This window comes from Collinsella sp. AF14-35 (assembly GCF_003464565.1).
Lineage (GTDB): Bacteria > Actinomycetota > Coriobacteriia > Coriobacteriales > Coriobacteriaceae > Collinsella.
Map to the genome: position 1 here is coordinate 151,868 of NZ_QRZD01000001.1, position 24,443 is coordinate 176,310.

Here is a 24,443-nt window from a genome sequence, read left to right on the forward strand (position 1 = left end):
AGCTCGAACTTAGGCGTTCTTGCTCATGACCTCGTCCACGATGGACTTGGGCGCGGGCTCATAAGAGTCGAACTGCATCGTGTAGGATGCACGGCCCTGGGTCTGGGAGCGAAGGTCGGTAGCGTAACCGAACATCTCGCCCAGCGGCACCTTGGCACGGATGAGCTTGCTGTTCTTGCGATCCTCCATGCCCTCGATCTTACCGCGGCGACCGGAGAGGTTGCCCATAACGTCGCCCATGTACTGCTCGGGGGTCTCGACCTCGACAGCCATGATCGGCTCGAGCAGCTGCGGATCGGACTTCTTGAGAGCGTCCTTGATAGCCATGGAACCGGCGATCTTGAAGGCGGCCTCGGAGGAGTCGACCTCGTGGTAAGAACCGTCGAACAGGGTGACCTTGACGTCGAGGACCGGGAAGCCGGCGATAACACCGGTGTTCAGGGCCTCCTGAATGCCCTTGTCGATGGACGGGATGTACTCCTTGGGCACGACGCCGCCGACGATAGCGTTGACGAACTCGTAGCCGAAGCCCTCCTCCATCTTCTCGAGCTTGATGACGGCGTGGCCGTACTGACCGCGACCACCGGACTGACGGACGAACTTGCCCTCAGCCTTTTCGACGTCGTGACCAGCGGTCTCGCGGTAGGCAACCTGGGGCTTACCAACGTTAGCGTCAACCTTGAACTCACGGAGCAGACGGTCGACGATGATCTCGAGGTGCAGTTCGCCCATGCCGGCGATGATGGTCTGGCCAGTCTCGTGGTTGGTGGACACCTGGAAGGTCGGGTCCTCCTCGGCGAGCTTGGTCAGGGCCAGGGACATCTTGTCCTGCTCGGCCTTGGTCTTGGGCTCGATGGCAACGTCGATAACGGGCTTGGCGAACTCGATCTTCTCGAGAACGATCTCCTTGCCCTCGGCGCACAGGGTGTCACCGGTGGTGGAGTTCTTAAAGCCGACGCAAGCGACGATGTCGCCGGCGGCAGCGTCGTCACGGTCGATACGCTCGGCGGCGTTCATCTCGAGGATGCGGCCGAGGCGCTCGCGCTGACCGTTGGAAGCGTTGACAACGTAGGAGCCGGACTCGGCACGGCCGGAGTAAACGCGGACGTAGGTGAGCTTACCGACGAACGGGTCGGTCATGATCTTGAAGACCAGGCCGGAGAAGGGCTCGTCGAAGGAAGGATGACGCTCGATCTCCTCGCCGGTGTCCGGATCGGTACCGGTGACGGCCTCGACGTCGAGCGGGCTGGGCAGGTAGTCAACGACAGCGTCGAGCAGCTCCTGGACGCCCTTGTTCTTGTAGGCGGAGCCCACGAAGACGAGGTTGAGCTCGTTGGCCAGAACGCCCTTGCGCAGAGCAGCCTTGAGCTCCTCGACGGTGAAGTCCTCCTCCATGAGGATCTTCTCCATGAGCTCGTCATCAAAGCTGGCAGCAGCGTCGAGGAGCTCCTCACGCTTGGTGGCAGCGATGTCGGCGAACTCAGCCGGGATCTCGTCCATCGGCTCGGGGTAGGTCATGCCCTTGTCGTCGGCCTTGAAGTCCCATGCGGTCATGGTGACGAGGTCGATGACGCCCCAGAAGTTGTCCTCGGCGCCCATCGGGACCTGAGCGGCCACGGCGTTGGCGTCGAGACGATCCTTCATGGTCTCGATAGCGTTGAAGAAGTCAGCGCCCACGCGGTCATACTTGTTGATGAAGGCGATGCGGGGGACGTTGAAGGTAGAAGCCTGACGCCAAACGGTCTCAGACTGGGGCTGAACGCCGGCAACGGCGTCGAAGACGGCGACAGCGCCATCGAGGACGCGCAGGCAGCGCTCGACCTCGGCGGTGAAGTCAACGTGGCCCGGGGTGTCGATGATCTGGATGCGGTAGTCCTTACCGTCCTTGTTCCAGAAGCACGTGGTGGCAGCGGAGGTAATGGTTACGCCGCGCTCCTGCTCCTGAACCATCCAGTCCATGGTGGCAGCGCCCTCATGGACCTCACCGATCTTGTGGGTCTTACCGGTGTAGTAAAGAATACGCTCGGTCGTGGTGGTCTTACCGGCATCGATGTGGGCCATGATGCCGATGTTACGGGTATCGGAAAGCTTGTACTTAGGCTTAGCCATGTTAGTTCCTTACCTTAACTTACCAACGATAGTGAGAGAACGCGCGGTTGGCCTCGGCCATCTTGAAGACGTCCTCACGCTTCTTGACGGAAGCGCCCAGGCCGTTGGAAGCGTCGAGGATCTCGTTGGCGAGACGCTCGGCCATGGTCTTCTCCTTGCGAGCGCGGGAGAAGTTGACGATCCAGCGGATGCCCAGAGCGGTGGAACGACGGGAGTTGACCTCCATCGGGACCTGATAGGTAGCGCCACCGACACGCTTGGGCTTAACCTCGAGCGTGGGCTTGACGTTGTCCATGGCCTTCTTGAAGGTAGCGAGAGCGTCGCCACCCTCGGACTTCTCGGCAACGATCTCGAAAGCGGTGTAAACGATGCGCTCAGCGGTGGCCTTCTTACCGTCAAGAAGGACCTTGTTGATGAGCTGAGTCACCAGGCGGTTGTTGTAAACGGCGTCAGGCTGAACCTCACGACGATTAGCTGCTGCACGACGCGGCATGTGAAATCTCCTTAAGTGTCTACCGTGCGGCGCTCAAGACGGCACACGGCGAAAGTATCAAAACGTTATCTGGCTTATTTAGCCTTGGGGCGCTTAGCACCGTACTTGGAACGGGCCTGCATACGGTTCTGGACCGGAGCAGCGTCGTAGGCGCCACGGATGACGTGATAACGGACACCAGGGAGGTCACGGACACGACCGCCGCGGACAAGCACGATGGAGTGCTCCTGCAGGTTGTGGCCCTCACCCGGGATGTAAGCAGTAACTTCGATGCCGTTGACAAGGCGAACACGGGCAACCTTACGAAGAGCCGAGTTCGGCTTCTTGGGGCTCGTGGTGAAGACGCGAGTGCACACGCCGCGCTTCTGGGAGTTGTGCTGCAGAGCAGCGTTCTTGGACTTCTTGGGCACGGAACGACGGCCCTGGCGAACCAGCTGGTTAATAGTAGGCAAAGCGTACTCCTTCTCGAATGATTCCAGCTTTCTGTAAAGTGCAACGGCTTGAATCGAGGGGTCAGCATCCCCCTACGAAACACGCAGTTCGATAGGATACGTGGCGTTAGCTGTGCCGTCAACAGACCACGCCGCCGGGCGTATCCCAAAATAGCTATATTTCCGCAAAGCCTCCATAAAAGGAATCCCCGCCTGTGCGCAAGTGCCCATTCCAGCCGTCCATGTAACGCAAAATAGGCCGCTTCCCCTCTTGGGAAGCGGCCCAGACCTTACGAATAGACGATGGTAAAGGGTACTTCTGTTTCGGTCTCTCCTGTTGATGTGTACCTCGTGCCCTCAAGGGTTACTGAGACCACTTGGTCGACATCAATCAACTTCGTTGGCACCCAAATGTTCTCTCCGCTATTGCGCGCCATCGAAACATAGAAATTGTACGCCCCTGCGTCGTCATCTTCGATAATCTGCTCCGATCCATCCTTGTAGGTAACCGTCAACTTCTTCGTGACTGCGTCAATGCCCAGATCATCGATGTGCGTCTGGATGGAAAACGGGCTGATCTCGAGAGGCGAGTCATCGGAGCGGAGTTCCTTAGTATCGACGTACGCTCCAACGCTAAACTCGGGCGTCGATGCCTCGAACGGCTTCGCATCCTCTCCTTCGCCCTCGGTCCACGAGATATTCCAGGTGACCGCATGTTGAAAACCTCGCTCGCGATCCATAGAAGCAAAGTACATCGTGCCATTAATGACAGTATCGCTTGATGTGTCCTTATCAATGGTGCAGCGTGTGTCAGCCCATTCCTCGCCGAAGTTCATGCTGGGTGTACCGATGCCTTGTTCTTCTTCACCATAGAGAACAAGTTCGCCTGTCTCTGCTGCCGGCTTGTAGTAGTTAACACCATTTGGATTGGACAGCGTAAACGTCACAGCACCGCAGCCGTTTTGGTCGATAGCCATATCATGAATGTCGAGTGTATAGCCGTTGCCCTCGACGGACAGATTGACCTTCTGTACTGAACCCTCCAAGCTTTGGGGCGCGATACCATCACCAAACTCTCTGGTGTAGGTATATTTAGTCCCCGACGAGCCACCTTGAGTCCAGGTAACGGACTCTCCGTTGCCATGGTTTCCCCAGGCAGAGGCAAAATAACTGGAATTGACAACGGCGTAGGCGACCCCTCCGGTCGCCAACACCCCGGCAAGGCATCCGATCACAGCAACATACAGAGGCTTCGCGTGACCCTTTCGGCGAAGCGGCTCACCAGCAGCGGCATAAAGAACACGGTCAGCAAGATCGCTATCGGCTTGGACGGACTCGAAGGCCTGCTTGATTTGGTTGGATTTCACGGTCGCCCTCCTCTAGGATGAACTTGAGTTTCGATCTGCCGCGAGCTAAACGCGTTCGAACGGTCGCGGCTGGTACGTGCAACAACTCGGCAATCTCTGAAGTCGAGAAGCCCAGATAGTAATAGAGCACGATGGGGATACGAAATCGTTCTGGAAGCCGCATGACGTCCGACAGGACGGCCTTGGTCTCGTCCTGCGCCATCGAAAGCGAATCGGCCAGGTTCTCAATATCCTCCACGCGTCTCCACGGCTTTCGAAAGAGAGATTTGCATTCATTGATCGTGACCCGGATAAGCCATCGACGAAGATGTTCCCAGCTTTCAAATTGCGCATCGCTTTTGAGTAACTTCAGAAAGACGTCTTGAGCGACATCGTCGGCGTCGGCGCGATCACGCAGGTACGTCAACGCGATCCGAAACACGACATCCCGGTGGTCTTCGACCGCCTGTCTAAATGCTTGTTCTTCCATAATCACCTCCCGGTGACGTTAATAGTTCTCGATGAGGCCCTCACCATAGATACGCTCTGACCGGACGAAATGTTTCAAATTCAAGCAGGAAAAACCTACCAAAATAAACCTGTCCCTTTTTTGGCAAGGGATCAACGGAACGCAACAGGTTGAGCATACGCAAGCGAGCGGCCCCCAGAGCGTACAAGGTGGCATGAAAAAGGCAGGGCATTGACCTTTTGGTCATGCCCTGCCTTTTGAATGACAGATTGTAGCTCTGGGGGCCGCGCAGCGACGGAGGTCGCCGCCGTTCGTTAGAACGGCGGAACTAGTTACTCCTCGTCGTTGTCCTTGGCCTCTTCGGCGTCGTCGGTGTCCACGAGCTGGTTGAGCAGCTCGTCGAGGGAAGCCATGTCCTCGTTGATCGCGCCGTTGGCGGGAGCCTTCTTGTCGTCGATCGGGGCGCCCAGGAGCTCCTCGTCGGCGTCGGCGTGATGCGTCGGAGCGGAGGTACCCAGCAGGATATCGTCCGGACCGTCGGGGCTAAAGACCATCTGCAGCAGCTGCGAGAGGTCTTCCTCGTCGGCAACGTCGTCGTTGTTCTCGAGGATGTAGAGCAGATCGTGGGCCTCCAGGCCGTCACGGAGCTCCTCGATCGCCTTGGCGCCGATGCCATCGATGCGCAGCAGATCCTCCTCGGACTTGCCAACCAGGTCGCCGACCGTCTCGATGCCAACCTCGCTGAACTTGTTGGTCCAGCGCTGCGACACGCCCAGGTCGTCGAACAGGTACAGACGAGCCTTCTCGGCGGAGATGGTGTGGCCGTTGCGGGTGAACGAACCGTCAGCACCACCGAACTCGTCGTAGCCGGCCCAGTCGAGCTGCTGCGGGAGCTGCTCGTCCAGGTCCTTGAGCTCCACAGGAGCCCACTCGGGCAGCGACTTGGCGTTGGGCGAAGCCGGGTCGTCGATGTCCACGTAGCCGTCGGCCGTGCGATACGTCAGCTTGGCGTTGGCGTACGGCTTGAGGCCGGTACCAGCCGGGATCTTCTTACCGACGATGACGTTGGACTTAAGGTCGAGCAGGTGGTCGACCTTGCCCTCGATGGCAGCCTCGGTAAGGACGCCAGCGGTACGGATGAACGAAGCGCTCGACAGCCAGGAGTCGATGTTGGACGCGACCTTGAGCGTACCCAGGATGACGGGCTCGGCCACGGGAGCCTGACCGCCCAGACGGGCAACGCGCTCGACCTCGTCGGCAAACTCGTAGCGGTCGACGTACTGACCAAGCAGGTACTTGGAGTCGCCGGGGTTGGTGATCTGAACGCGACGCAGCATCTGACGTGCGAGCACCTCGATGTGCTTGTCGTTCAGGTCGACGCCTTGGCTGGTGTAGACGTCCTTGACGCTCTCGACGAAGGTGTGCATCGTCGACTCGATGTCGGTCAGCTTGCGCAGGTTGCGGAAGTTAACGAAGCCCTTGGTGATCTGGTCGCCGGCGCGAACCTCGCAGCCGTCCTCGATCTCGGGCATGAAGCGCACCGAAGCGGGGACGCGACGCTCGTCGAGGACACGGGTGTGATCCTCGGAGTCGGTGAGCGTCAGCACGTACTCGGACTTCTCGGGCTTAATCGAGAGGTGGCCGGAGTACGGAGCCAGCTCGGCCTCGCGACCCAGGATCTTCTCGTTGACGTTGCCGACGATATCGAACATACGGCTGACCGTAGGCAGACCCTGCGTAATATCGTCGACGCCAGCGACGCCGCCGGAGTGAATGGTACGCATCGTAAGCTGCGTACCGGGCTCGCCGATGGACTGGGCGGCAATAATGCCGACCGCGGTACCGATGGCGACCGGACGACGGGTGGAAAGATCCCAGCCGTAGCACTTCTGGCACACGCCGTACTTGGAGCGGCAGGTGAGCAGCGCGCGAAGCTTGACCTTCTTAAGGCCGGCATCGACCATCTTCTGGATGTCAGCGACCTTCTCGATGTAGCCGTCCTGCTCAAAGAGCACGGTGCCATCGGGAGCCACGACGTCCTCAATGAAGCAACGGCCGACGAGGTCGGTGTTGAGGTCGGTGGTGCCGGGGATGATGAGGTTGTAGGTGACGCCCTCGTGCGTACCGCAGTCCTCCTCGCGGACGATGACGTCCTGGGCCACGTCGACCAGACGACGGGTCAGGTAACCAGAGTCCGAGGTGTGGGATGCGGTATCGACCAGGCCCTTACGGGCGCCGTAGGTCGAAATGAAGTACTCGAGCGGCAGCAGGCCCTCGCGGAAGTTCGCCTTAATGGGAAGGTCGATCGTCTCGCCGGACATGTCTGCCATCAGGCCACGCATGCCGCCGAGCTGACGCAGCTGGGTCTTAGAACCACGGGCGCCGGAGTCGGCCATCATGTAGAGCGGGTTCTCCTCGTCGAACAAGTCGAGCATGAGCGCTGCAACCTTATCGGTACAAGCGGTCCACTCGTTAACGACTTCGATGTGCCGCTCCGTCTCGTTGATGAAGCCCTCCTCGAAGTACTCGTTGATCTGGTCGACGTTGGCCTGGGCGCGATCGAGCAGCTCCTGCTTCTCGGCAGGGATGAGAGCGTCCCACACCGAGATGGTGAGGCCAGCGCGGGTAGCGTAGTGGAAGCCGGAGTACTTGATGGCGTCGAGGATCGGGCCGACCTTGGCCTCGGGGTAACGATCGCAGCAGTCCGCAACCAGCTTGGCCACATCGCCCTTGACCATCTTGTAGTTCATGAACTCGTAGTCTTCGGGCAGGCACTGGCGGTTGAAGATGATGCGGCCGATAGAGGTCTCGAAGCGCGCGGTCTTGTTGCCGGTGACGTCGTAGTCGACGAACTCGTTCTTGCCGTTCTTGACGCGGAAGATACGGGTGCCGTCCTCGTTGATGACGTTGGCGTTCTCGGCGGACACGCGGACCTGAATCTTGGCCTGCATGTCGACCTCGGAGCGGCAGTCATAGGCGTGCAGCGCGTCGTCGAAGCTGGCGAACACGTGGTTCTCGCCCGGCAGACCGTCGCGGACCTGGGTCAGGTAGTACACACCAATAATCATGTCCTGCGAGGGGATGTTGACCGGCTTGCCGGATGCCGGCGAGCGCAGGTTGTTCGCAGAGAGCATGAGCACGCGAGCCTCGGCCTGAGCCTGGCTGGACAGCGGCACGTGGACAGACATCTGGTCGCCGTCGAAGTCGGCGTTGAAGGGCGAGCAGACCAGCGGGTGCAGGTGGATAGCCTTGCCCTCGACCAGAACCGGCTCAAAGGCCTGGATAGACAGACGGTGCAGGGTCGGTGCGCGGTTGAGCAGCACGACGCGGCCGTCGATGACCTCTTCGAGGATATCCCACACAAAGGTGGCACCGCGGTCGATAGCGCGCTTGGCGCCCTTGATGTTCTCGACCTTGCCAAGCTCGACCAGGCGCTTCATGACGAAGGGCTTGAAGAGCTCCAGCGCCATGGTCTTGGGCAGACCGCACTGGTGCAGCAGCAGCTTGGGGTCGGTAACGATAACCGAACGGCCGGAGTAGTCGACACGTTTACCCAGCAGGTTCTGGCGGAAACGACCCTGCTTGCCCTTGAGGGCCTCGGCGAGCGACTTGAGCGGGCGACCGCCACGGCCAGAGACCGGGCGACCACGACGGCCGTTGTCGAACAGGGCGTCCACGGACTCCTGGAGCATGCGCTTCTCGTTGTTCACGATGATCGCAGGGGCGTCCAGGTCGAGCAGGCGCTTGAGTCGGTTGTTACGGTTGATCACGCGACGGTACAGGTCGTTGAGGTCGGACGCGGCGAAGCGGCCGCCGTCGAGCTGGACCATCGGGCGCAGATCGGGCGGAATGACCGGGATGACGTCCAGAATCATGTTCGCGGGGCTGTTGCCACCCTTCAGGAAGGCGTCAACGACCTCGAGGCGCTTGACGGCCTTCTCGCGCTTCTGCTTCTGAGAATCCTCGTCAGCGATGATGGCCTTGAGCTTCTCGGCCTCGGAGGGGAGGTCGATGGCAGCGAGCAGGTCGCGGACGGCCTCGGCACCCATACCACCCTTGAAGTACATGGAGTAGTAACGGGTCATCTCGCGGAACAGCGGCTCATCGGAGATGAGGTCGCGCTCGGTGAGCTTCATGAAGGCGTTGAAGGCGTCCGTGCGGAGCTGCTTCTCGTCCTTGCACTCTTCCTCGATATCGACGATGCCAGAGGCGATCTCCTCGGGGGTCAGCGGCTCCTCGTCGGAGAACTCGTCAAAGTTCTCGGGGTCGCCCTGCTCCTTGAGGGACTCGATCTGGCGGGCGCACTCGGCATCGATCTCTTCCAGATCGGCGGCGAGCTCCTCGCGCAGGTCGTCGGCGTCGGCCTCGCGAGCCTCGTAGTCAACCTCGGTGATGATGTAGCTGGCAAAGTACAGAACCTTCTCGAGGTCCTTGGACTTGATGTCGAGCATACGGCTCATCGGGAAGCTCGTGGGGCTCTTGAAGTACCAGATGTGGGACACGGGAGCGGCGAGCTCGATGTGGCCCATGCGGTCGCGACGCACCTTGGCCGAGGTGACCTCGACGCCGCAGCGCTCGCAGACGATGCCCTTAAAGCGGATGCCCTTGTACTTGCCGCAGGAGCACTCCCAGTCCTTGGCGGGACCGAAGATCTTCTCGCAGAACAGGCCGTCCTTCTCGGGCTTGAGGGTACGGTAATTGATGGTCTCCGGCTTCTTGACCTCACCGTGCGACCAGGAACGGATCTGGTCGGCGGAGGCAAGGGAGATCTTTACCGAGTCAAAATCAGTAGCTTCGAAATCTGCCACAGTCAACTACTCCTTATCAGTGGTCGTGGCGGCGACAGCCTCGGGTGCCTCGGCGGTCTCGGCATCCTCGGCCTCGACGTCGGTGTCAACGCCGGCGAGCGCAGCCAGGTCGTCGAGAGCAGAGGTCTCCTCGGCGGTCACAGGGGCGGAGGCGTCCTCGTCGGCATCGTGCATGGGCTCGATGTCCAGCGCGAGGGAGCGGATCTCCTTGACGAGAACCTTGAAGGACTCGGGGATACCCGGGACAGGAACGTTCTCGCCCTTGACGATGGACTCGTAGGTCTTGACGCGGCCCACGGTATCGTCGGACTTGACGGTCAGGATCTCCTGCAGGACGTTGGAAGCGCCGTAAGCGTACAGTGCCCAAACTTCCATCTCGCCGAAGCGCTGGCCGCCGAACTGGGCCTTGCCGCCCAGAGGCTGCTGGGTAACCAGGCTGTAAGGGCCAGTCGAACGGGCGTGGATCTTGTCGTCGACCATGTGGCCGAGCTTGAGGATGTAGGACGTACCCACGGTAATGGGCTCGCGGAACTCCTCGCCGGTGCGGCCGTCGAACAGACGGGTCTTGCCGCGCTCGTCAAGCTGGGTGACGAACTCGGGGCGCATGTGATCGCCAAAGGCAGCGGTGGCCTTGTTGAGCATGTTCTTGTTGGCACGACGGATGACCTCGGCGATCTCGTCCTCCTTGGCGCCGTCGAAGACGGGCGTGGCGGTGAAGAACGGACCGGGGACGTACTTGTCGGAGTCGGCCTGCTCGGTATCCCAACCGCAGGCAGCAGCCCAGCCAAGGTGGCACTCGAGCAGCTGGCCGACGTTCATACGCGAAGGAACGCCCAGCGGGTTGAGGATAACGTCGATCGGGGTACCGTCAGCCATGTAGGGCATGTCCTCGACCGGCAGAACGTTACAGATAACACCCTTGTTGCCGTGGCGGCCGGCGATCTTATCACCCTGCTGGATCTTACGACGCTGGGCGACGTAGACGCGCACCTGCTCGTTGACGCCGGGGGCCAGGTCGTCGCCGTTCTCGCGGCTAAAGCGGACGACATCGATGACGCGGCCGTAAGCGCCGTGAGGCATCTTAAGGGAGGTATCGCGGACGTCGTGGGCCTTGGCACCGAAGATGGCGCGCAGCAGGCGCTCCTCGGCGGTCAGAGCGCTCTCGCCCTTAGGCGTGACCTTGCCGACCAGGATGTCGCCAGGGCCGACCTCGGCGCCGATGCGGATGATGCCGTCCTCGTCGAGGTTGGCAAGCATGTCCTCGGAGAGGTTCGGGATCTCGCGGGTGATCTCCTCGGGGCCGAGCTTGGTGTCGCGGGCGTCGATCTCGTGACGGGTGATGTTGATGGTCGTCAGCAGGTCCTCGGCCACCAGGCGCTCGGACACGACGATACCGTCCTCGTAGTTAAAGCCTTCCCACGGCATGTAGGCCACGGTGAGGTTCTGGCCCAGTGCGAGCTCGCCGTGATCGGTCGAAGGACCGTCGGCCAGAGGCTCGCCCTGTTCAACGGTGTCACCGACGCGCACGAGCGGACGGTGGTTGATGCAGGTGGACTGGTTGGAGCGCTGGTACTTGGCCAGATGATACTCGTCCATGCCGCCGGCATGCTTGACGATAATCTTGGCGGCGTCGGCAAAGATAACCTCGCCGGCGTTCTTGGCCAGGGTGACCTCGCCGGAGTCCAGAGCGGCGCGACGCTCCATGCCGGTACCGACATAGGGAGCGGCGGGGTGAACCAGCGGCACGGCCTGACGCTGCATGTTAGCGCCCATCAGCGTACGCTTGGCGTCGTCGTGCTCAAGGAACGGGATCAGCGTGGCTGCGACGGAGAGCATCTGACGCGGCGAGACGTCCATGTAGTCGACGTCCTCGACGGGCACGTCGGCGGGAGCGCCGAAGGAACCGTCGAAGTCGCGGGTACGGGCGATCACGGTGTGCGGGCGGACAAGCTTGCCCTCGGCATCGGTCGTGATGAACTCGTTGGTCTTGGGATCGAGCGGCGTGTTGGCCGGCGCGATAACGTGCTTCTCTTCCTCGTCAGCGGTCATCCAGTCGATCTGGTCGGTGGCAACGCCGTTCTCGACGCGACGGAACGGGGCCTCGATGAAGCCATACTCGTTGACGCGGGCGTAGAGGGCGAGCGAGCCGATCAGGCCGATGTTGGGGCCTTCGGGGGTCTCGATCGGGCACATGCGGCTGTAGTGCGAGTTGTGAACGTCGCGGACGGCCGTCGGCACGTTGGTGCGGCGGCTGGAGCCGGACTTGTGACCGGCAAGACCACCAGGGCCGAGTGCGGACAGACGGCGCTTGTGGGTCAGACCGGTCAGGGGGTTCGCCTGGTCCATGAACTGCGAGAGCTGCGAGGAACCGAAGAACTCCTTGATGGAGGCCACGATCGGGCGGATGTTGATGAGCGACTGTGGGGTTATCTCGTCGATGTCCTGGGAGCTCATGCGCTCACGGACGACGCGCTCCATACGGCTCATGCCGATACGGAATTGGTTGGCGACGAGCTCGCCAACGGTGCGGATACGGCGGTTGCCAAAGTGGTCGATGTCGTCGACCTTGAAGCCCTGCTCGCCGGCAGCGAGGGACAGCAGGTAGCGCAGCGTCGCGACGATATCCTCGTCGGTGAGCACCGTGACCTCTTCCTCGGTGGTGAGGTTGAGCTTCTTGTTGACCTTGTAACGACCGACGCGGGCCAGATCGTAGCGCTGCGGGTTAAAGAGCAGGCCCTCGAGCAGGCTGCGGGAAGCGTCCACGGTGGGAGGCTCGCCTGGGCGCAGGCGACGGTAGATCTCGATGAGGGCGTCCTCGCGGGTGAGGGCGGTGTCGCGCTCCAGGGTGCGCTTGATCACATCGGAGTTGCCGAGCAGCTCGATGATGTCGTCGTTGGTGACGGCGATGCCAAGGGCGCGCAGGAACATCGTGGCGCTCTGCTTGCGCTTACGGTCGATGGAGACCATGAGCTGGTCGCGCTTGTCGACCTCAAACTCAAGCCAGGCACCGCGGGACGGGATGATCTGGGCCTTGTAGATCTGCTTGCCCGAATCCATCTCGGAGCTGTAGTACACGCCCGGGGAGCGGACGAGCTGCGAGACGACGATACGCTCGGTACCGTTGATGATGAAGGTGCCCTGATCGGTCATCATGGGGAAGTCGCCCATAAAGACGAGCTGCTCCTTGATCTCGCCGGTCTCCTTGTTGGTGAGACGGACGTCGGTCAGAAGCGGAGCCTGATAGGTCATATCCTTCTCGCGGCACTCCTCGACGGTGTGCGCGGGGTCGCCGAACTGATGCTCGCCGAAGGTAACCTCGAGAACATGGTTCTGGCTCTGGATGGGGCTGGATTCCTTGAACGCCTCACGAAGGCCCTCGTCCTTAAAACGCTCAAAGGATTCCCTTTGAACAGAGATAAGGTTGGGGAGCTCCATGGCCTCCGGGATTTTCCCGAAGCTGACGCGCTTGCGCTCAGTGGCAGTGTATGCGTAGGTCACCAGGTTTTTCCTCCTTCACGGAAATGCTCGGTGGGTTGGCGAGGCATAGCTTCGCCAGTTATCGCAACCTAATAGTTTATCAGGTACCGACCGTTGGGCAAGAAAAGCCTTGACGCGATTGAGTTTTTGGAGTAGCAAAGTTTTTCGACAGAAAACACGCAGGTAGATGTATGTGTATCGAACATCTGTTCATATATTTTCTGTGAACAGAGAGCCAGCAATCGCAGCTCTTATAAAAAACGGGCGCGAACCGAGGTCCACGCCCGTAAATGTCGGTGCCCGATGGCTTACTTGCGCATCAATCCGCCGCGCTCGTCGATGGCGTCCCAGAAGGCATCGGCAAAGCGGGGGTCGTTTGCAGCCATGAGGGCGTTAGTGGCCATCCAACCAGAGGGAGTGCCGGTGTCGTAGCCCGACAGCGGGTCGATGACGACGGCGTACATGGCCTCGCGGTCGAGCGAACGGGCCATGGCGTCGGTGAGCTGGATCTCGCCGCCCTTGCCGGCCTGCTGATCTGCCAGCAAGTCCATGACCAGCGGGCTCAGCAGGTAGCGACCGACGATGTACAGGTTGGACGGAGCCGCCTCGGGAGCGGGCTTCTCGACCAGACCGCCGATGCGCCAGACAGCGCCCGGCTCGGCATCGGCAACGTTCTCGGCGCCCTCGAGCGAACCGACGCGCTCGCCGGCGATAACGCCGTAGCGGCTGACTTCCTCGGGCGAGCAAGCAGCGACGGCGATAACCGAAGCGCCACCGTGCTCCTTGGAAACGGCGAGCATCTTGTCGCAGATATCGCGGTTAGGCACAACGTAGTCGCCCAGAAGAACCAGGAAGTTCTCCCCTGCCACGGCGTCGGCAGCAGAGCGAATAGCATGGCCGAGGCCCTTGGGCTCGTACTGATAACGGAAGTCGACCGGCATACCGCCAGCGTGGGCGACAGCATCGGCATAGGCGTTCTTGCCGCGCTCGCGCAGCAGGTTCTCGAGCGAGCGATCAGGCTGGAAGTAGTTCAGTAGCTCGGGCTTACCGGGAGAAGTAACGATGATGGCATCGTCGACCTCCTCGGGCTCGAGCGCCTCCTCGACGACGTACTGAATGACGGGCTTGTCGAGCACCGGCAGCATCTCTTTGGGCGTGCACTTGGTGCCAGGCAGAAAACGCGTGCCAAGACCGGCGGCGGGGATGATTGCCTTCATGTTATTCAAAGATCCTTTCGCAGGCGCAAAAGCGCCCCATGCGTGCGGCACACAGCCGCAGACCAAATTGCGATACCGGTTTATCTTACCGCCGTTCATTAACGTTAATGTAGGCAAGCGCCATTCTTCAGCAGGTCAACGCAAATTATTGCTCGAATGGTGCAATTTTATCGCCCAACGGTAGCGACCCCAAAGCACTGCAAGCGGCAGCAATTTGCATGCCGAGTCAGCAAAATAGAGGGGTCAAAATGAAAAAGACGGGGCTCGCAATGCGAACCCCGTCTGCAAAGAAATCTGGCGAGAAAGCCTGATTACTTGAGGGTGACAGCAGCGCCAGCAGCCTCGAGCTTCTCCTTGGCAGCCTCGGCGTCCTCCTTCTTGGCACCCTCGAGAACAGCCTTGGGAGCGCCCTCGACGACCTCCTTGGCCTCCTTCAGGCCAAGGTTGGTGAGCTCACGGACGGCCTTGATGACCTGGATCTTGTTGTCGCCGAAGCCCTCGAGCACGACGTCAAACTCGGTCTTCTCCTCGGCCTCAGCAGCGCCAGCAGCGGGAGCGGCGACAACGGCGGCAGGAGCAGCGGCGGAAACGCCGAAGGTGTCCTCGATAGCCTTAACGAGCTCGGAAGCCTCGAGAAGGGTCATTTCCTTAAGAGCATCGATGATCTCATCGGTGGTAAGCTTAGCCATTTCTAAGTCCTTTCGGTTTCCGTGCGAATGCACGGAGATCAGTTAAAACACGGCGCGAATGCGCCAGGAGTGCGGCGTTGCCGCCGCGGGTGAAAACAGCGACTAGGCTGCCTTCTGCTCGGAGACCTGCTGGATCGAACGAGCGAGACCAGAGGAAACGCCGTTGACGCAGACAGCGATGTCGCGAGCGAAACCGGAGATGAGACCGGCGATCTGGCCGAGAAGCTGATCCTTGGTGGGCAGCTCGGCGATAGCCTTAACATCATCAGCGGAAACGGCCTTGCCGTCGGAGATACCGCCCTTGATCTCAAGGACGCCCTTGGACTTAGCGGAGAAGTCCTTAAGGGTCTTAGCGGCCTCGACCGGCTCGGTCTCGTAGAACACATAAGCGACGGGGCCGGCGAGGATCTCGTCGAGCTCGGGCTGCTCCTGGTTCTTGAGAGCGATCTTGACCAGGTTGTTCTTGTAGACCTTCATCTCGGCGCCGCACTCGCGAAGCTGATGACGCAGCTCCTGAGCCTGCTTAACCGTCAGACCGTTGTAGTTGACGACGAACAGACCGGCGTTCTCGGCGATACGGGACTCGATCTCTGCAACCTTGTCGATTTTGTACTGCTGGGGCATGAATTACACCTCCTCGATTTCTTTCCGGGCACGGTCCGCCACAAGGACGTGACGGGGGCATGTCCAAAAAGAAAGCCCCCGCGCTGCATGAGCGACGGGGGCGAGAAGACATATCTACTCGACCACCTCGGCTGGCGGGATGTCCCATTAAGCTCGCGAGCGATGCCCGTTTGCACCGGCTGTCTCTGGCAGCGGATTCGTGCGTGAACCGAAAGTATTATGGCGGGGACCCCGGCGTCGGTCAACGGGCACGAGGATTCGCACACAAACCCTGCATACGCTCCGGTCGGGAGGGGCAGGGCGAGTTTTCCGCTCGGTCAAGTCCTGGGCTCGCACGAAGGCCACATTAAGTGGCCTTCGGCTCGTGCGGAATCTACGGAAAACTCGCCCTGCCCCTCCCGGCCGGAGCTACGTTGCCTTTGCTGCGAATCCTCGTGTCCGTTGAGCGACGCGCCCCACGCATAACCCTTATGTCGGTGGGCTGATGTGTTGCATCCCTGAGGACTACAAAGTCGAAATGAAGGTGGACAGGCGATTTAGGCCTTTGTCTAGGTTTTCGTCGCTTACGCAGTAGCTTAGGCGGATGTGGCCTTCGCAGCCGAAGCAGTCTCCGGGGACTAGGGCTACATTGGCTTCTTCGATGGCTTTGATGCAGAAGTCTTCGCTTGTTAGGCCGAATTGTTTAATGCTGGGGAAGGCGTAGAAGGCTCCTGCTGGTTCTACTGCGTCGAGGCCCATGGCGTCTAAGGCTGCGAGTACGCGCTCGCGGCGGGCTCGGTAGACTTCGAGCATCGGCGACGGGTCCACGGTGAGCGCCACGCGGGCGGCGTTCATCTCGAAGGATACAGCGCTCGATACGAGGTATTGATGAGCCTTTGCGATCTCGGCAACCACCGGAGCGGCCGCCGCAAGCCAGCCCAAGCGCCAGCCGGTCATAGCCCATGGCTTGGAAAAGCTCTCGATGACTACCGTCTGCTCACGCAGCTCCGGGTGACGCTGGGCAAAGCGCTCGTAGCCATCCACATAGACCAGGCGGTTGTAGACGTCGTCGCAGACCACGTAGATGCCCGTCCGCTCCGCCACATGCGCCACGGCGTCGAGCGAAGCCGCGTTGAGGATACAGCCCGTGGGATTGTTGGGCGAGCAAATGACGATGGCTTTGGTCGCCGGCGTCACGCAAGCACGAAGGGCGTCCTCGTCAATCTGAAATTGTGCGGGCTCCGTGTCCAAAAAGACAGCTTTGGCATGGTTGGCCACGACGATGCTCTCGTACAGGCCAAAGGCCGGTGTGGGGATAATGACCTCGTCACCAGGGTTGAGCATAGCCATGAACGTTGCCGACAGGGCCTCGGTCGCGCCGTCGGTCAGGATGACCTCGTCGGCAGAAAACGTAAGACCCGCGTCGCCCATGTAGGCAGACAGCGCCTCGCGCAGGGCGGGGCGACCGTTGTTGGGCGGATAGTGCGTGTCACCGCGCACCAGCGAGGTAGTCACCTCGGCGCCAATCACATCGGGCGTGGGAAAATCGGGCTCGCCAAGCGCGAGCGCGATGCACCCCGGGTGCTGAGCGGCGAGCGCATTGATCCGGCGGATGCCGGAGGGCTTGAGGCCGGCGAGCGATGTGTTCATGGGCAGACGCATGGATCTCCTCTCAAGTGCTTGATTGCATAAGGATAGCGCCGCGAGAGCGCCGAAACCTTGTTGTAACGTTGTACTGTAGAGGCCATCGACCAGAAAGAAGGAACCATGTCGCCCGATCGCGCGCACGAAAACCAGGAGGAGCTCGATGCCGAGACGCCCTCGACGCCGGAGAGCATCGCGCTCACATTTTTCGATGCCGATCCCGGACTCGTCTTTTTGCTTGAGGACTTTAAGGACGCATATACCGCCTACGCCAGAATCTCGGACACGAAACTGCCCTCGTTTGAGTCGATGAAACTAGCAGAAGGGCACCCGACCGGGACGTTTGACGCCATTGTCTTGGCGATCAGGCAAGGCGGGTCGAACACCGCAGAGGCCCTCGATGCCACCAGGCTCTCCGCACTTAGCGCTATTGCACAACACGGCACGCGGCTCTATGCGATCGTCGAAACCGACGGCACGGATCCCGAGGCAGCGCGCGGCGTGCTCGCAAGGCTACAGAGGAACGCCCAAACGGGCAACATACTCTGGGGCGGAGCCACCGTGCTCGCGATGGGCGGACTATCGGCAAAGCTCTGCGGGTCGCCCCGCATGGGCGCCCTGCGCAGGCCATTCTCCGAGGCCATCGACAAACTCGTGGGTGCCGTGCGCATGGGATGCTCGGTCAAACGGGCACAGCAGCTCGGCGGCGCCGACGTGAGCGTCTTTGACAGCGACGGCGCCGTCATGGCCAAGCCTGCGCCCCCCGCCCCGCTCTGGCACCTAGTGGCCGCGCATCAAAACCACCCCTAAAAGGGGTGGTTTGCTCTTAGGGTATAGCCCTTGGATTTCCGTTATGCGTTTAGAGGCGCCGGCCCTCACGGGTTTCGGGCCGCGCTGCGCACGGCGCACAGGCTAAGGCCTTTAATGGGGCAAAACGGGGCCGCAGGATTGCGACCCCGTCCGAAAGCTAGTCCAGGTCCTCGCCGTTGCTGGCAATAACCTTTTTGTACCAGAAGAAGCTATCCTTGCGGCTACGTGCGAGCGAGCCCTTGCACTCGTCGTCGGCGTCCACGTAGATGAAACCGTAACGCTTCTTCATCTCGCCGGTACCGGCCGAGACGATATCGATGCAGCCCCACGGCGTGTAGCCCATCAGGTCGACGCCGTCGATCTCGACAGCCTCCTTCATGGCCTTGATATGGGCACGCAGGTAGTCGATGCGATACGGGTCGTGAATCGAGCCGTCCTCTTCGACCTTGTCATACGTGCCCAGACCGTTCTCCACGATCATCAGCGGAATCTGATAGCGGTCGTAGAAGAGGTTGAGCGAGTAGCGCAGACCGTACGGGTCGATGCTCCAGCCCCAGGGGGTCTGCTCAACATAGGGGTTGGTATAGCCCGTCACGACGCTGCCGCAGTCGAGCGCCATGGCGTTGGTCTTCTTACCGCACACCATGGTGAAGTAATAGCTGTACGAGAGGAAGTCTACCGTGCCGGCGCGCAGGATTTCCTTGTCGCCCAGCTCCTCGGGCAGGACGATCCCGCGGCGCTCGAACTCCTTGAGTTTGTAGGCGGGATAGTAGCCACGACACATCACGTCCGGGTAGAACAGGTTGGTGCGCATGAACTCCTCGTTGGCCTTGACGTCGGCCGGATCACAGCTATTGGGATAGCTGAACATGCCACCGTACATCATGCCAACCTTGTTCTCCGGGTCAATCTCGTGCGCCAGCTGCACCGCCTGGGCGCTCGCCAGAAACTGGTGGTAGGCGGCCGTCATGCGGACCTGCTCGCTCGCATCGGGGGCAATGCCGCCGGCCATCCACGGGCTCATCGACATGCAGTTAATCTCGTTGAAGGTGAGCCAGTACTTAACCTTGCCCCTGTAGCGCGTAAAGACGGTCTTGACGTAGTTGAGGTAGAAATTGATGACCTTGCGGTTCTCCCACGAGCCGTACTTCTGCAGGCCGAGCGGCGTCTCGTAGTGGGAGAGCGTCACCAAGGGCTCGATACCGTACTTATGGCACTCGTCAAAGACAGCGTCATAGTGGGCAAGACCGGCCTCGTTAGGCTCATCATCGTCGCCGTTGGGGAAGATGCGCGCCCAATTGATGGACATGCGATAGGTCTTGAAGCCCATCTCGCCAAAGAGGGCTATATCCTCCTTGAAGTGACCATAGTGGTCGATGGCCACATGGCTCGGGTAGTTCTCGCCAGGCAGGCAGCCGTCGGTGATGCGGCGCGGCGTATCCTTGTCGCCCGCGGTCATAACGTCGGCGGTACTGAGGCCCTTGCCGTCGGTGAGGTAGGCACCCTCGCACTGGTTAGCAGCGGTAGCGCCACCCCACAGGAAGTTCTCAGGGAAAGACATGCTTATCTCCTATCTAAAAATTGGACAACTGATTGGAACAATCGACGATTACGCCTCGGCAACCTCGGGCTTGTAGAGGATGTAGGTGGCGATAAAGGTCACGATGGCACCAACAACAAGACCGGCAGCCATCCAGGCCATGCTGGCAAACGGGTTGTCGCCACCCAGGTATGCGGGAAGGGCAAAGAGACCTCCGGAACCAATCATGGAGTAGAGGTAGGCATGGCCAAAGCCGGCAACGAGGGCACCAAAGAAGGAGCCGATCATAGCGCCGTACATAGGCGTCTTGAGCTTAAGGTTGACGCCGAACATACCGGGCTCGGTCACACCGCCCACGATAGCCGTGACGGCGCAAGCGGAGGCGACGGAACGCAGATTCTCGTCGTGCTTGGTCTTGAAGGCTACGGCAGCGCACGCGGCACCCTGGTCGATATTGGCAACGACGTTGGCCGTGCAGATGATGGGGTCGTAGCCGACGGTAGCCATGGCGTTAACAAGATAGGGCGCAAGGGCGGTGTGCATGCCAGTCATAACAATCCACGGGAAGATCGCAGAGAGCACGGCGATGCCAAAGAAACCGGTAGTGTTGTAGAGCCACATGATAGCCTCGGAGAGGTACGTACCCACAAAGGCGCCAACGGGACCGAGCACGCAGAGAGCGAGCGGCAGTATAACGAGCAGCGTAAAGAACGGCTCGGTGATAGAACGGATCGAATCGGGCGAGTGCTTGGCAAAGAACTTCTCGACATAGGACATGACCCAAACGGTGAGAAGCGCCGGCACCACGGAGCTCGAATACGTCGTGGCATAGACAGGGATACCGTAGACGCTGAGCGCCGTGCCGTCCGTTACCGCGGAGATAAAGGACGGGTGAATAAAGATGGCGCCCATCATCATGCCGAGCGCCATGTTGGCGCCGAACTTCTTAGCCGCAAACGCGCCCACAAAGACAGGCAGGAAGTAGAAGCCCGCGTCGCCGACGAACGTCAACACCTGGATGGTGGTGTTATCAGCGGTAAGAAGGCCGAACTGCGTGAGCAGCAGCACAGCGATCTTGATAAAGCCGGCACCGATAAACACAGGGATGATCGGCGTGATCGAGCCCGAGATGGCATCAAAGACGGCGTTGATGCTGAACTTCTTCTTGTGGGCGTCGCCCATGTCCTCGTCAACGGACCCATTGCCCTCAAGACCGGTCTCCTTGACGATCAGGTTGTAGGCGTCGGACACGAACTGTCCGATGATGATCTGGTATTGGTCGCCTACCCACTGGCAACCCATTACGCCTCGGATCTTCTCGATGTCCGAGCCCTTGACCAAGCTCTTGTCCTTGACGTTGAAGCGAAGCCTCGTCACGCAATGCGTGAAGAAGACGATGTTGTCCTTGCCGCCAACGTATTCGACTACCTTGCTGGCGAGCTCGGCATAGCGTTCTGCTTTAGCCATTGTCGTACCCTTTTCGGTTGCTGGGAGCAGCAGCGTGCCACGTTGTACGCGCTACCTTCCCGTACCTTTGATGCGGAGCCTACTCACATGGACCACCAGATACAGGCGCTCGTCGTTGCTCACGACGGCCCCATCCCATTCGCCCTCGATATGCTGGGAGATCTTTGCGACGCACGCAGCCTCGCGCGGATACTGCTCCTCGATGCCGCGGAAGCCGTTTACACAGCTGCTGTCGAGAACCTCGCCGGAGTGAAGGCGCTCAAAGAGATAGCGCATGTGCGTGGCGTAGCGCGAGAAGGCAAACGAACTGCGGTCGATGTCGATGCCGAAGTCATCCTCGATGATCTCGGTAACATCCTCGAGCATGTTATCGTCTTGGCGCTCGCGTTCCTTCTCGGCCTCGGTCGCCGCACCCAGACGCGCATTGATAATATTGAGGGCGATGCCTGTCGCCTCGCTGTTGGGCAAAGCGACGCAAAACTGCTTCTGCACGCGGCGGGCGATATGCTTGCCCAGGCGGTACTCCGCCGGGTACATCTGCTCCACGTCATAGGCGAGCGGCATACGCACCTGCATGTTCTTCTTTGCGCGGTCGATAGCAAACGAGAGGTGGTCGGCCAGGGTAAAAGCGAGATTGGCGCTCAGCTCGTAGGGCAGCTCATTGCGAACGTAGTCCGCGCAGGAGATGGAGAACTCCATCACATCCTGCGGCAGATCGTTGATCGCGCTGAAGCACCGCTCGTCAACGTTGTAGAACGTGCGCTCGACCTCGGCAAGCGTAAGCTCGCGCGGCAGCTGGCCAAAGCCGATGCCTTTGCCCATGGCGAGGAGCTCGTTGCCGGCGTTGTCCCGGCACACGGCCACGTTGTTGTTGATGCGGCGGACTGCCTTCATGCCGTTCCCTTTCCAGCCATTCCCGGTGCATCTTTTAGAACGCGCTTCATACGATCGCTAGAAACAAAAACTCTCTGAAGCTTAACAAACAATCGCAAGGCGCAAAGCCTGCGAACGCTTGGTCGTGCCTCAGAGAGTAACATTCCAAAAAAGATGCGGTTGTGAGTAGAACAGGTCATGCCCCAAGTGGGTAACATTCCGTGTTCCAGTCTGCACGACCGATGCCACCAGAGCAACAATTCCAATGCGAACGGTAGAAAATCCCCGGTGAACGGCATTTCCTCCCTGCCCCACCCTACCCGCGTTTTAGTCGAAACTGGAGTTTCGGTCGTTTAGAATGCAACAGCCCGCTCTAGCCGACCGAAATTCCAGTTTCGGTTAAATATCGTGATGAGGTTGGGGGCGCCAGGTGACGGCAGTGGCCCAGAAGGCGATGAGGCGATCAAGGCTCCAAGCCGCGTTAGCGGGACTCGTTGAGGGCATGACCTGCGCCTTGATGCCTGTCAGAGACTCAAGGTAGCGGTGGTAGAGACGTCCCGCGGTGCCGCCGTTGCAGACGACCGCCTCGATCGGAGCCACGGCGGTAATACGCCCGATATCGATCGGCACAACGTTGCGAATGCTCGCGTCGCTCGAGCCCTTAATGTCACAGCTCTCGATCACATCCCACAGAGCCACGCCGCCGTTCAGCAGCATGGATCGCTTGGCGGCAATTGAGGCGTCGAGCGTCGCGGGCTCGCTGTCCGCCAAAGGGTCGCCCTCGTTGGGCGGCACAGGCACTCCGAGGCACGCGGCCATCACGCGCCAAAAGCGGTTCTGCGGATTGCCATAGTAGAAGGCATTGGCACGCGAGAGCACCGAGGGAAACGACCCTAGCACCAAAACGCTCGAGCGCTCGTCAAACACGGGTTCAAACCCATGCTCAATATGTTGATAGCCCTCGTCGGACGCAGCCATGGCCTAGGCCCTCAGCAGATAACGCACCTCGTAGGGCGCAAGCTCAAGGGCACCCGTCAGCTCAACCGTGGGCGCGCCGTCGGCCAGCAGGTCGACAAAGGACCCATTGAGCTCGCCGGCGCCAAAGGTGTAAGGCTCGCCCACGGCGTTCACCGCCACGAGCACCGTCGCGTCGTCGCAGGCACGCTCGAACAGCAGCTGCTTGTTCTGGATCACCACGTTGCGGTACGCGCCGTAGTTGAGAGCGCGTGCCGCCGCACCGTCTGTCGAGCGCAGGTGCGCGAGCTGCTTGATGAAGGCCGTCAGCTCGTTGGGCGCAGGCTCATCGAGCGCAGGGCGCAGCGCCCAGTCGCCATCGGGGCCGCCCTTTTCGCCAGCAATCCCCCACTCGCTGCCATAGTAGACGCACGGAATGCCCGGCATGCCAAAGAGCATGCCATAAGCGGGGCGCAGACAGGACTTGTCGGTGAGGATGCTCGCCAGGCGCGGCACATCGTGGTTGTCGACAAACGACAGCAGATGCTTGCCGCGATAAATGCACCACGGGTCACCGCCAAACTGGCGATGCAGCGAGTGGGCGATCTCGAACATGTTGACCGAGTTAAAGCTGGAGTACAGGCCCTTGTAGCACTCGTAGTTGGTGCAGGAGTCAAGCATCTCGTCATTGACGATCTGGTTGTAGTCGCCGTGGAGCGTCTCACCAATCAGCACAAAGTCGGGCTTGAGCTCACGGGTAAAAGTATGCAGGCGGCGCATAAAATCGCGATCGAGCATATAGGCGACGTCCAGGCGCAGGCCGTCGACGCCAAAGACGTCGGCCCAACGGCGCACGGACTCAAGCAGGTAATCGACCACGGCGGGGTTTTGCAAGTTGAGCTTCACAAGCTCAAAATGGCCTTCCCAGCCCTCGTACCAAAAGCCGTCGCCATAGCAGGAGTCGCCGTCAAAGCTAATGTGGAACCAGTCCTTGTAGGGCGAGTCCCACTTGCGCTCCTGAACATCGCGGAAGGCCCAAAAACCGCGACCGACATGGTTGAAGACGGCATCAAGCACCACACGGATGCCATGGGCATGCAGTGTCTCGCACACGGCGGCAAAGTCGGCATCCCCACCCAGGCGACGGTCGATATGGCGCAGGCTGCGCGTGTCGTAACCGTGACTGTCGGATTCGAGCGGCGGGTTAATGAGCACAGCACCGATGCCGAGTTCCTGCAGGTAGCCGGCCCATTGGGCGATCTTCATGATGGGCGCATCGGGGTTGGGCGCAGCGTTGGCAGCCTGGGCGAGCTCATCCTCGGCAACGGGCGCGGCGTTTTCGCGCGGAGCTCCACAAAAGCCCAGCGGATAGATCTGGTAGAACGTCGTCTCGTATGCCCACATAGCAACCTCCCGGCAATCTTTCACGCAACGCCATCCATTGTATGCCCGCCGCGCATCCCCTCCCCCAAAATAAGTTGCGGTGAAATAGGGACTGTTGAGACCAATAAAC

17 protein-coding genes are annotated in these 24,443 nt (G+C 60.4%); 1 reads left to right on the top strand and 16 read right to left on the bottom strand.

What is annotated here, in order from left to right:
• Positions 1 to 9: 9 nt before the first annotated feature.
• From fusA to DWW12_RS00765, 11 genes are all read right to left on the bottom strand, one after another.
• Entirely contained in the window at positions 10 to 2,109 is a 2,100-nt protein-coding gene (gene fusA, locus DWW12_RS00710; protein WP_117854517.1) for an elongation factor G, read from the bottom strand.
• Positions 2,110 to 2,128: 19 nt separating this feature from the next.
• A complete protein-coding gene (gene rpsG, locus DWW12_RS00715; RefSeq protein WP_006235013.1) occupies positions 2,129 to 2,602 on the bottom strand; it encodes a 30S ribosomal protein S7 in 474 nt (157 codons plus the stop codon).
• A 74-nt stretch (positions 2,603 to 2,676) separates the two neighbouring features.
• On the bottom strand, positions 2,677 to 3,054 hold the full coding sequence (gene rpsL / locus DWW12_RS00720) for a 30S ribosomal protein S12 (RefSeq protein ID WP_006235012.1): 378 nt from the start codon (positions 3,052 to 3,054) through the stop codon (positions 2,677 to 2,679).
• 269 nt (positions 3,055 to 3,323) lie between these two features.
• Entirely contained in the window at positions 3,324 to 4,400 is a 1,077-nt protein-coding gene (locus DWW12_RS00725; protein WP_117854519.1) for a DUF4179 domain-containing protein, read from the bottom strand.
• Entirely contained in the window at positions 4,351 to 4,869 is a 519-nt protein-coding gene (locus tag DWW12_RS00730; protein WP_117854521.1) for an RNA polymerase sigma factor, read from the bottom strand. Before DWW12_RS00730 ends, DWW12_RS00725 begins: the two co-directional genes overlap by 50 nt.
• Positions 4,870 to 5,180: 311 nt before the next feature.
• Positions 5,181 to 9,656 (bottom strand): DNA-directed RNA polymerase subunit beta', encoded by a 4,476-nt coding sequence (locus DWW12_RS00740; RefSeq protein WP_199570608.1) that lies wholly within the window; start codon positions 9,654 to 9,656, stop codon positions 5,181 to 5,183.
• 6 nt (positions 9,657 to 9,662) lie between these two features.
• Positions 9,663 to 13,091, bottom strand: a complete 3,429-nt coding sequence (locus DWW12_RS00745) for a DNA-directed RNA polymerase subunit beta (protein WP_233506176.1) — start codon at positions 13,089 to 13,091, stop codon at positions 9,663 to 9,665.
• A 350-nt stretch (positions 13,092 to 13,441) separates the two neighbouring features.
• Positions 13,442 to 14,350: a UTP--glucose-1-phosphate uridylyltransferase gene (locus DWW12_RS00750; protein ID WP_117802937.1), complete on the bottom strand. Its 909-nt coding sequence runs from the start codon at positions 14,348 to 14,350 to the stop codon at positions 13,442 to 13,444.
• Positions 14,351 to 14,661: 311 nt separating this feature from the next.
• Positions 14,662 to 15,039, bottom strand: coding sequence for a 50S ribosomal protein L7/L12 (gene rplL, locus DWW12_RS00755; protein ID WP_006235005.1), 378 nt, complete (start codon positions 15,037 to 15,039; stop codon positions 14,662 to 14,664).
• Between the two features lie 102 nt (positions 15,040 to 15,141).
• The gene (gene rplJ / locus DWW12_RS00760; protein ID WP_117646079.1) at positions 15,142 to 15,663 is read right to left on the bottom strand and encodes a 50S ribosomal protein L10; all 522 of its coding nucleotides are present in this window, start codon (positions 15,661 to 15,663) and stop codon (positions 15,142 to 15,144) included.
• A 504-nt stretch (positions 15,664 to 16,167) separates the two neighbouring features.
• Complete coding sequence (locus DWW12_RS00765) at positions 16,168 to 17,304, bottom strand: pyridoxal phosphate-dependent aminotransferase (RefSeq protein WP_117854525.1); 1,137 nt, start codon at positions 17,302 to 17,304, stop codon at positions 16,168 to 16,170.
• A 105-nt stretch (positions 17,305 to 17,409) separates the two neighbouring features.
• On the opposite strand from DWW12_RS00765, the gene DWW12_RS00770 reads away from it, so the two are divergent.
• Entirely contained in the window at positions 17,410 to 18,096 is a 687-nt protein-coding gene (locus DWW12_RS00770) for a hypothetical protein (RefSeq protein ID WP_117854527.1), read from the top strand.
• A gap of 157 nt (positions 18,097 to 18,253) precedes the next feature.
• Here the strand turns inward: DWW12_RS00770 and DWW12_RS00775 are convergent, their stop codons facing one another.
• The 5 genes from DWW12_RS00775 to DWW12_RS00795 form a co-directional block, all read right to left on the bottom strand.
• Positions 18,254 to 19,657 carry a glycoside hydrolase family 1 protein gene (locus DWW12_RS00775; RefSeq protein WP_117854529.1) on the bottom strand — a complete coding sequence of 468 codons (1,404 nt, stop codon included), beginning with the start codon at positions 19,655 to 19,657 and terminating at the stop codon, positions 18,254 to 18,256.
• A 48-nt stretch (positions 19,658 to 19,705) separates the two neighbouring features.
• Complete coding sequence (locus tag DWW12_RS00780) at positions 19,706 to 21,103, bottom strand: PTS transporter subunit EIIC (protein WP_117854530.1); 1,398 nt, start codon at positions 21,101 to 21,103, stop codon at positions 19,706 to 19,708.
• A gap of 51 nt (positions 21,104 to 21,154) precedes the next feature.
• Positions 21,155 to 21,997, bottom strand: a complete 843-nt coding sequence (locus tag DWW12_RS00785) for a PRD domain-containing protein (RefSeq protein ID WP_117854532.1) — start codon at positions 21,995 to 21,997, stop codon at positions 21,155 to 21,157.
• 378 nt (positions 21,998 to 22,375) lie between these two features.
• Entirely contained in the window at positions 22,376 to 22,954 is a 579-nt protein-coding gene (locus DWW12_RS00790) for a DNA-deoxyinosine glycosylase (RefSeq protein WP_117854534.1), read from the bottom strand.
• Positions 22,955 to 22,957: 3 nt separating this feature from the next.
• Positions 22,958 to 24,334, bottom strand: a complete 1,377-nt coding sequence (locus DWW12_RS00795) for an alpha-amylase family glycosyl hydrolase (protein ID WP_117854536.1) — start codon at positions 24,332 to 24,334, stop codon at positions 22,958 to 22,960.
• Positions 24,335 to 24,443 lie beyond the last annotated feature (109 nt).

What these genes read in the sequence shown, in the direction of transcription:
- rplJ (WP_117646079.1), bottom strand. Translation starts at nt 15,663, where the DNA reads ATGCCCCAGCAGTACAAAATCGACAAGGTTGCAGAGATCGAGTCCCGT.
- DWW12_RS00770 (WP_117854527.1), top strand. Translation starts at nt 17,410, where the DNA reads ATGTCGCCCGATCGCGCGCACGAAAACCAGGAGGAGCTCGATGCCGAG.
- DWW12_RS00750 (WP_117802937.1), bottom strand. Translation starts at nt 14,350, where the DNA reads ATGAAGGCAATCATCCCCGCCGCCGGTCTTGGCACGCGTTTTCTGCCT.
- DWW12_RS00780 (WP_117854530.1), bottom strand. Translation starts at nt 21,103, where the DNA reads ATGGCTAAAGCAGAACGCTATGCCGAGCTCGCCAGCAAGGTAGTCGAA.
- DWW12_RS00730 (WP_117854521.1), bottom strand. Translation starts at nt 4,869, where the DNA reads ATGGAAGAACAAGCATTTAGACAGGCGGTCGAAGACCACCGGGATGTC.
- DWW12_RS00775 (WP_117854529.1), bottom strand. Translation starts at nt 19,657, where the DNA reads ATGTCTTTCCCTGAGAACTTCCTGTGGGGTGGCGCTACCGCTGCTAAC.
- DWW12_RS00795 (WP_117854536.1), bottom strand. Translation starts at nt 24,334, where the DNA reads ATGTGGGCATACGAGACGACGTTCTACCAGATCTATCCGCTGGGCTTT.
- fusA (WP_117854517.1), bottom strand. Translation starts at nt 2,109, where the DNA reads ATGGCTAAGCCTAAGTACAAGCTTTCCGATACCCGTAACATCGGCATC.
- rpsG (WP_006235013.1), bottom strand. Translation starts at nt 2,602, where the DNA reads ATGCCGCGTCGTGCAGCAGCTAATCGTCGTGAGGTTCAGCCTGACGCC.
- rplL (WP_006235005.1), bottom strand. Translation starts at nt 15,039, where the DNA reads ATGGCTAAGCTTACCACCGATGAGATCATCGATGCTCTTAAGGAAATG.
- DWW12_RS00745 (WP_233506176.1), bottom strand. Translation starts at nt 13,091, where the DNA reads ATGGAGCTCCCCAACCTTATCTCTGTTCAAAGGGAATCCTTTGAGCGT.
- DWW12_RS00790 (WP_117854534.1), bottom strand. Translation starts at nt 22,954, where the DNA reads ATGGCTGCGTCCGACGAGGGCTATCAACATATTGAGCATGGGTTTGAA.
- DWW12_RS00765 (WP_117854525.1), bottom strand. Translation starts at nt 17,304, where the DNA reads ATGCGTCTGCCCATGAACACATCGCTCGCCGGCCTCAAGCCCTCCGGC.
- DWW12_RS00785 (WP_117854532.1), bottom strand. Translation starts at nt 21,997, where the DNA reads ATGAAGGCAGTCCGCCGCATCAACAACAACGTGGCCGTGTGCCGGGAC.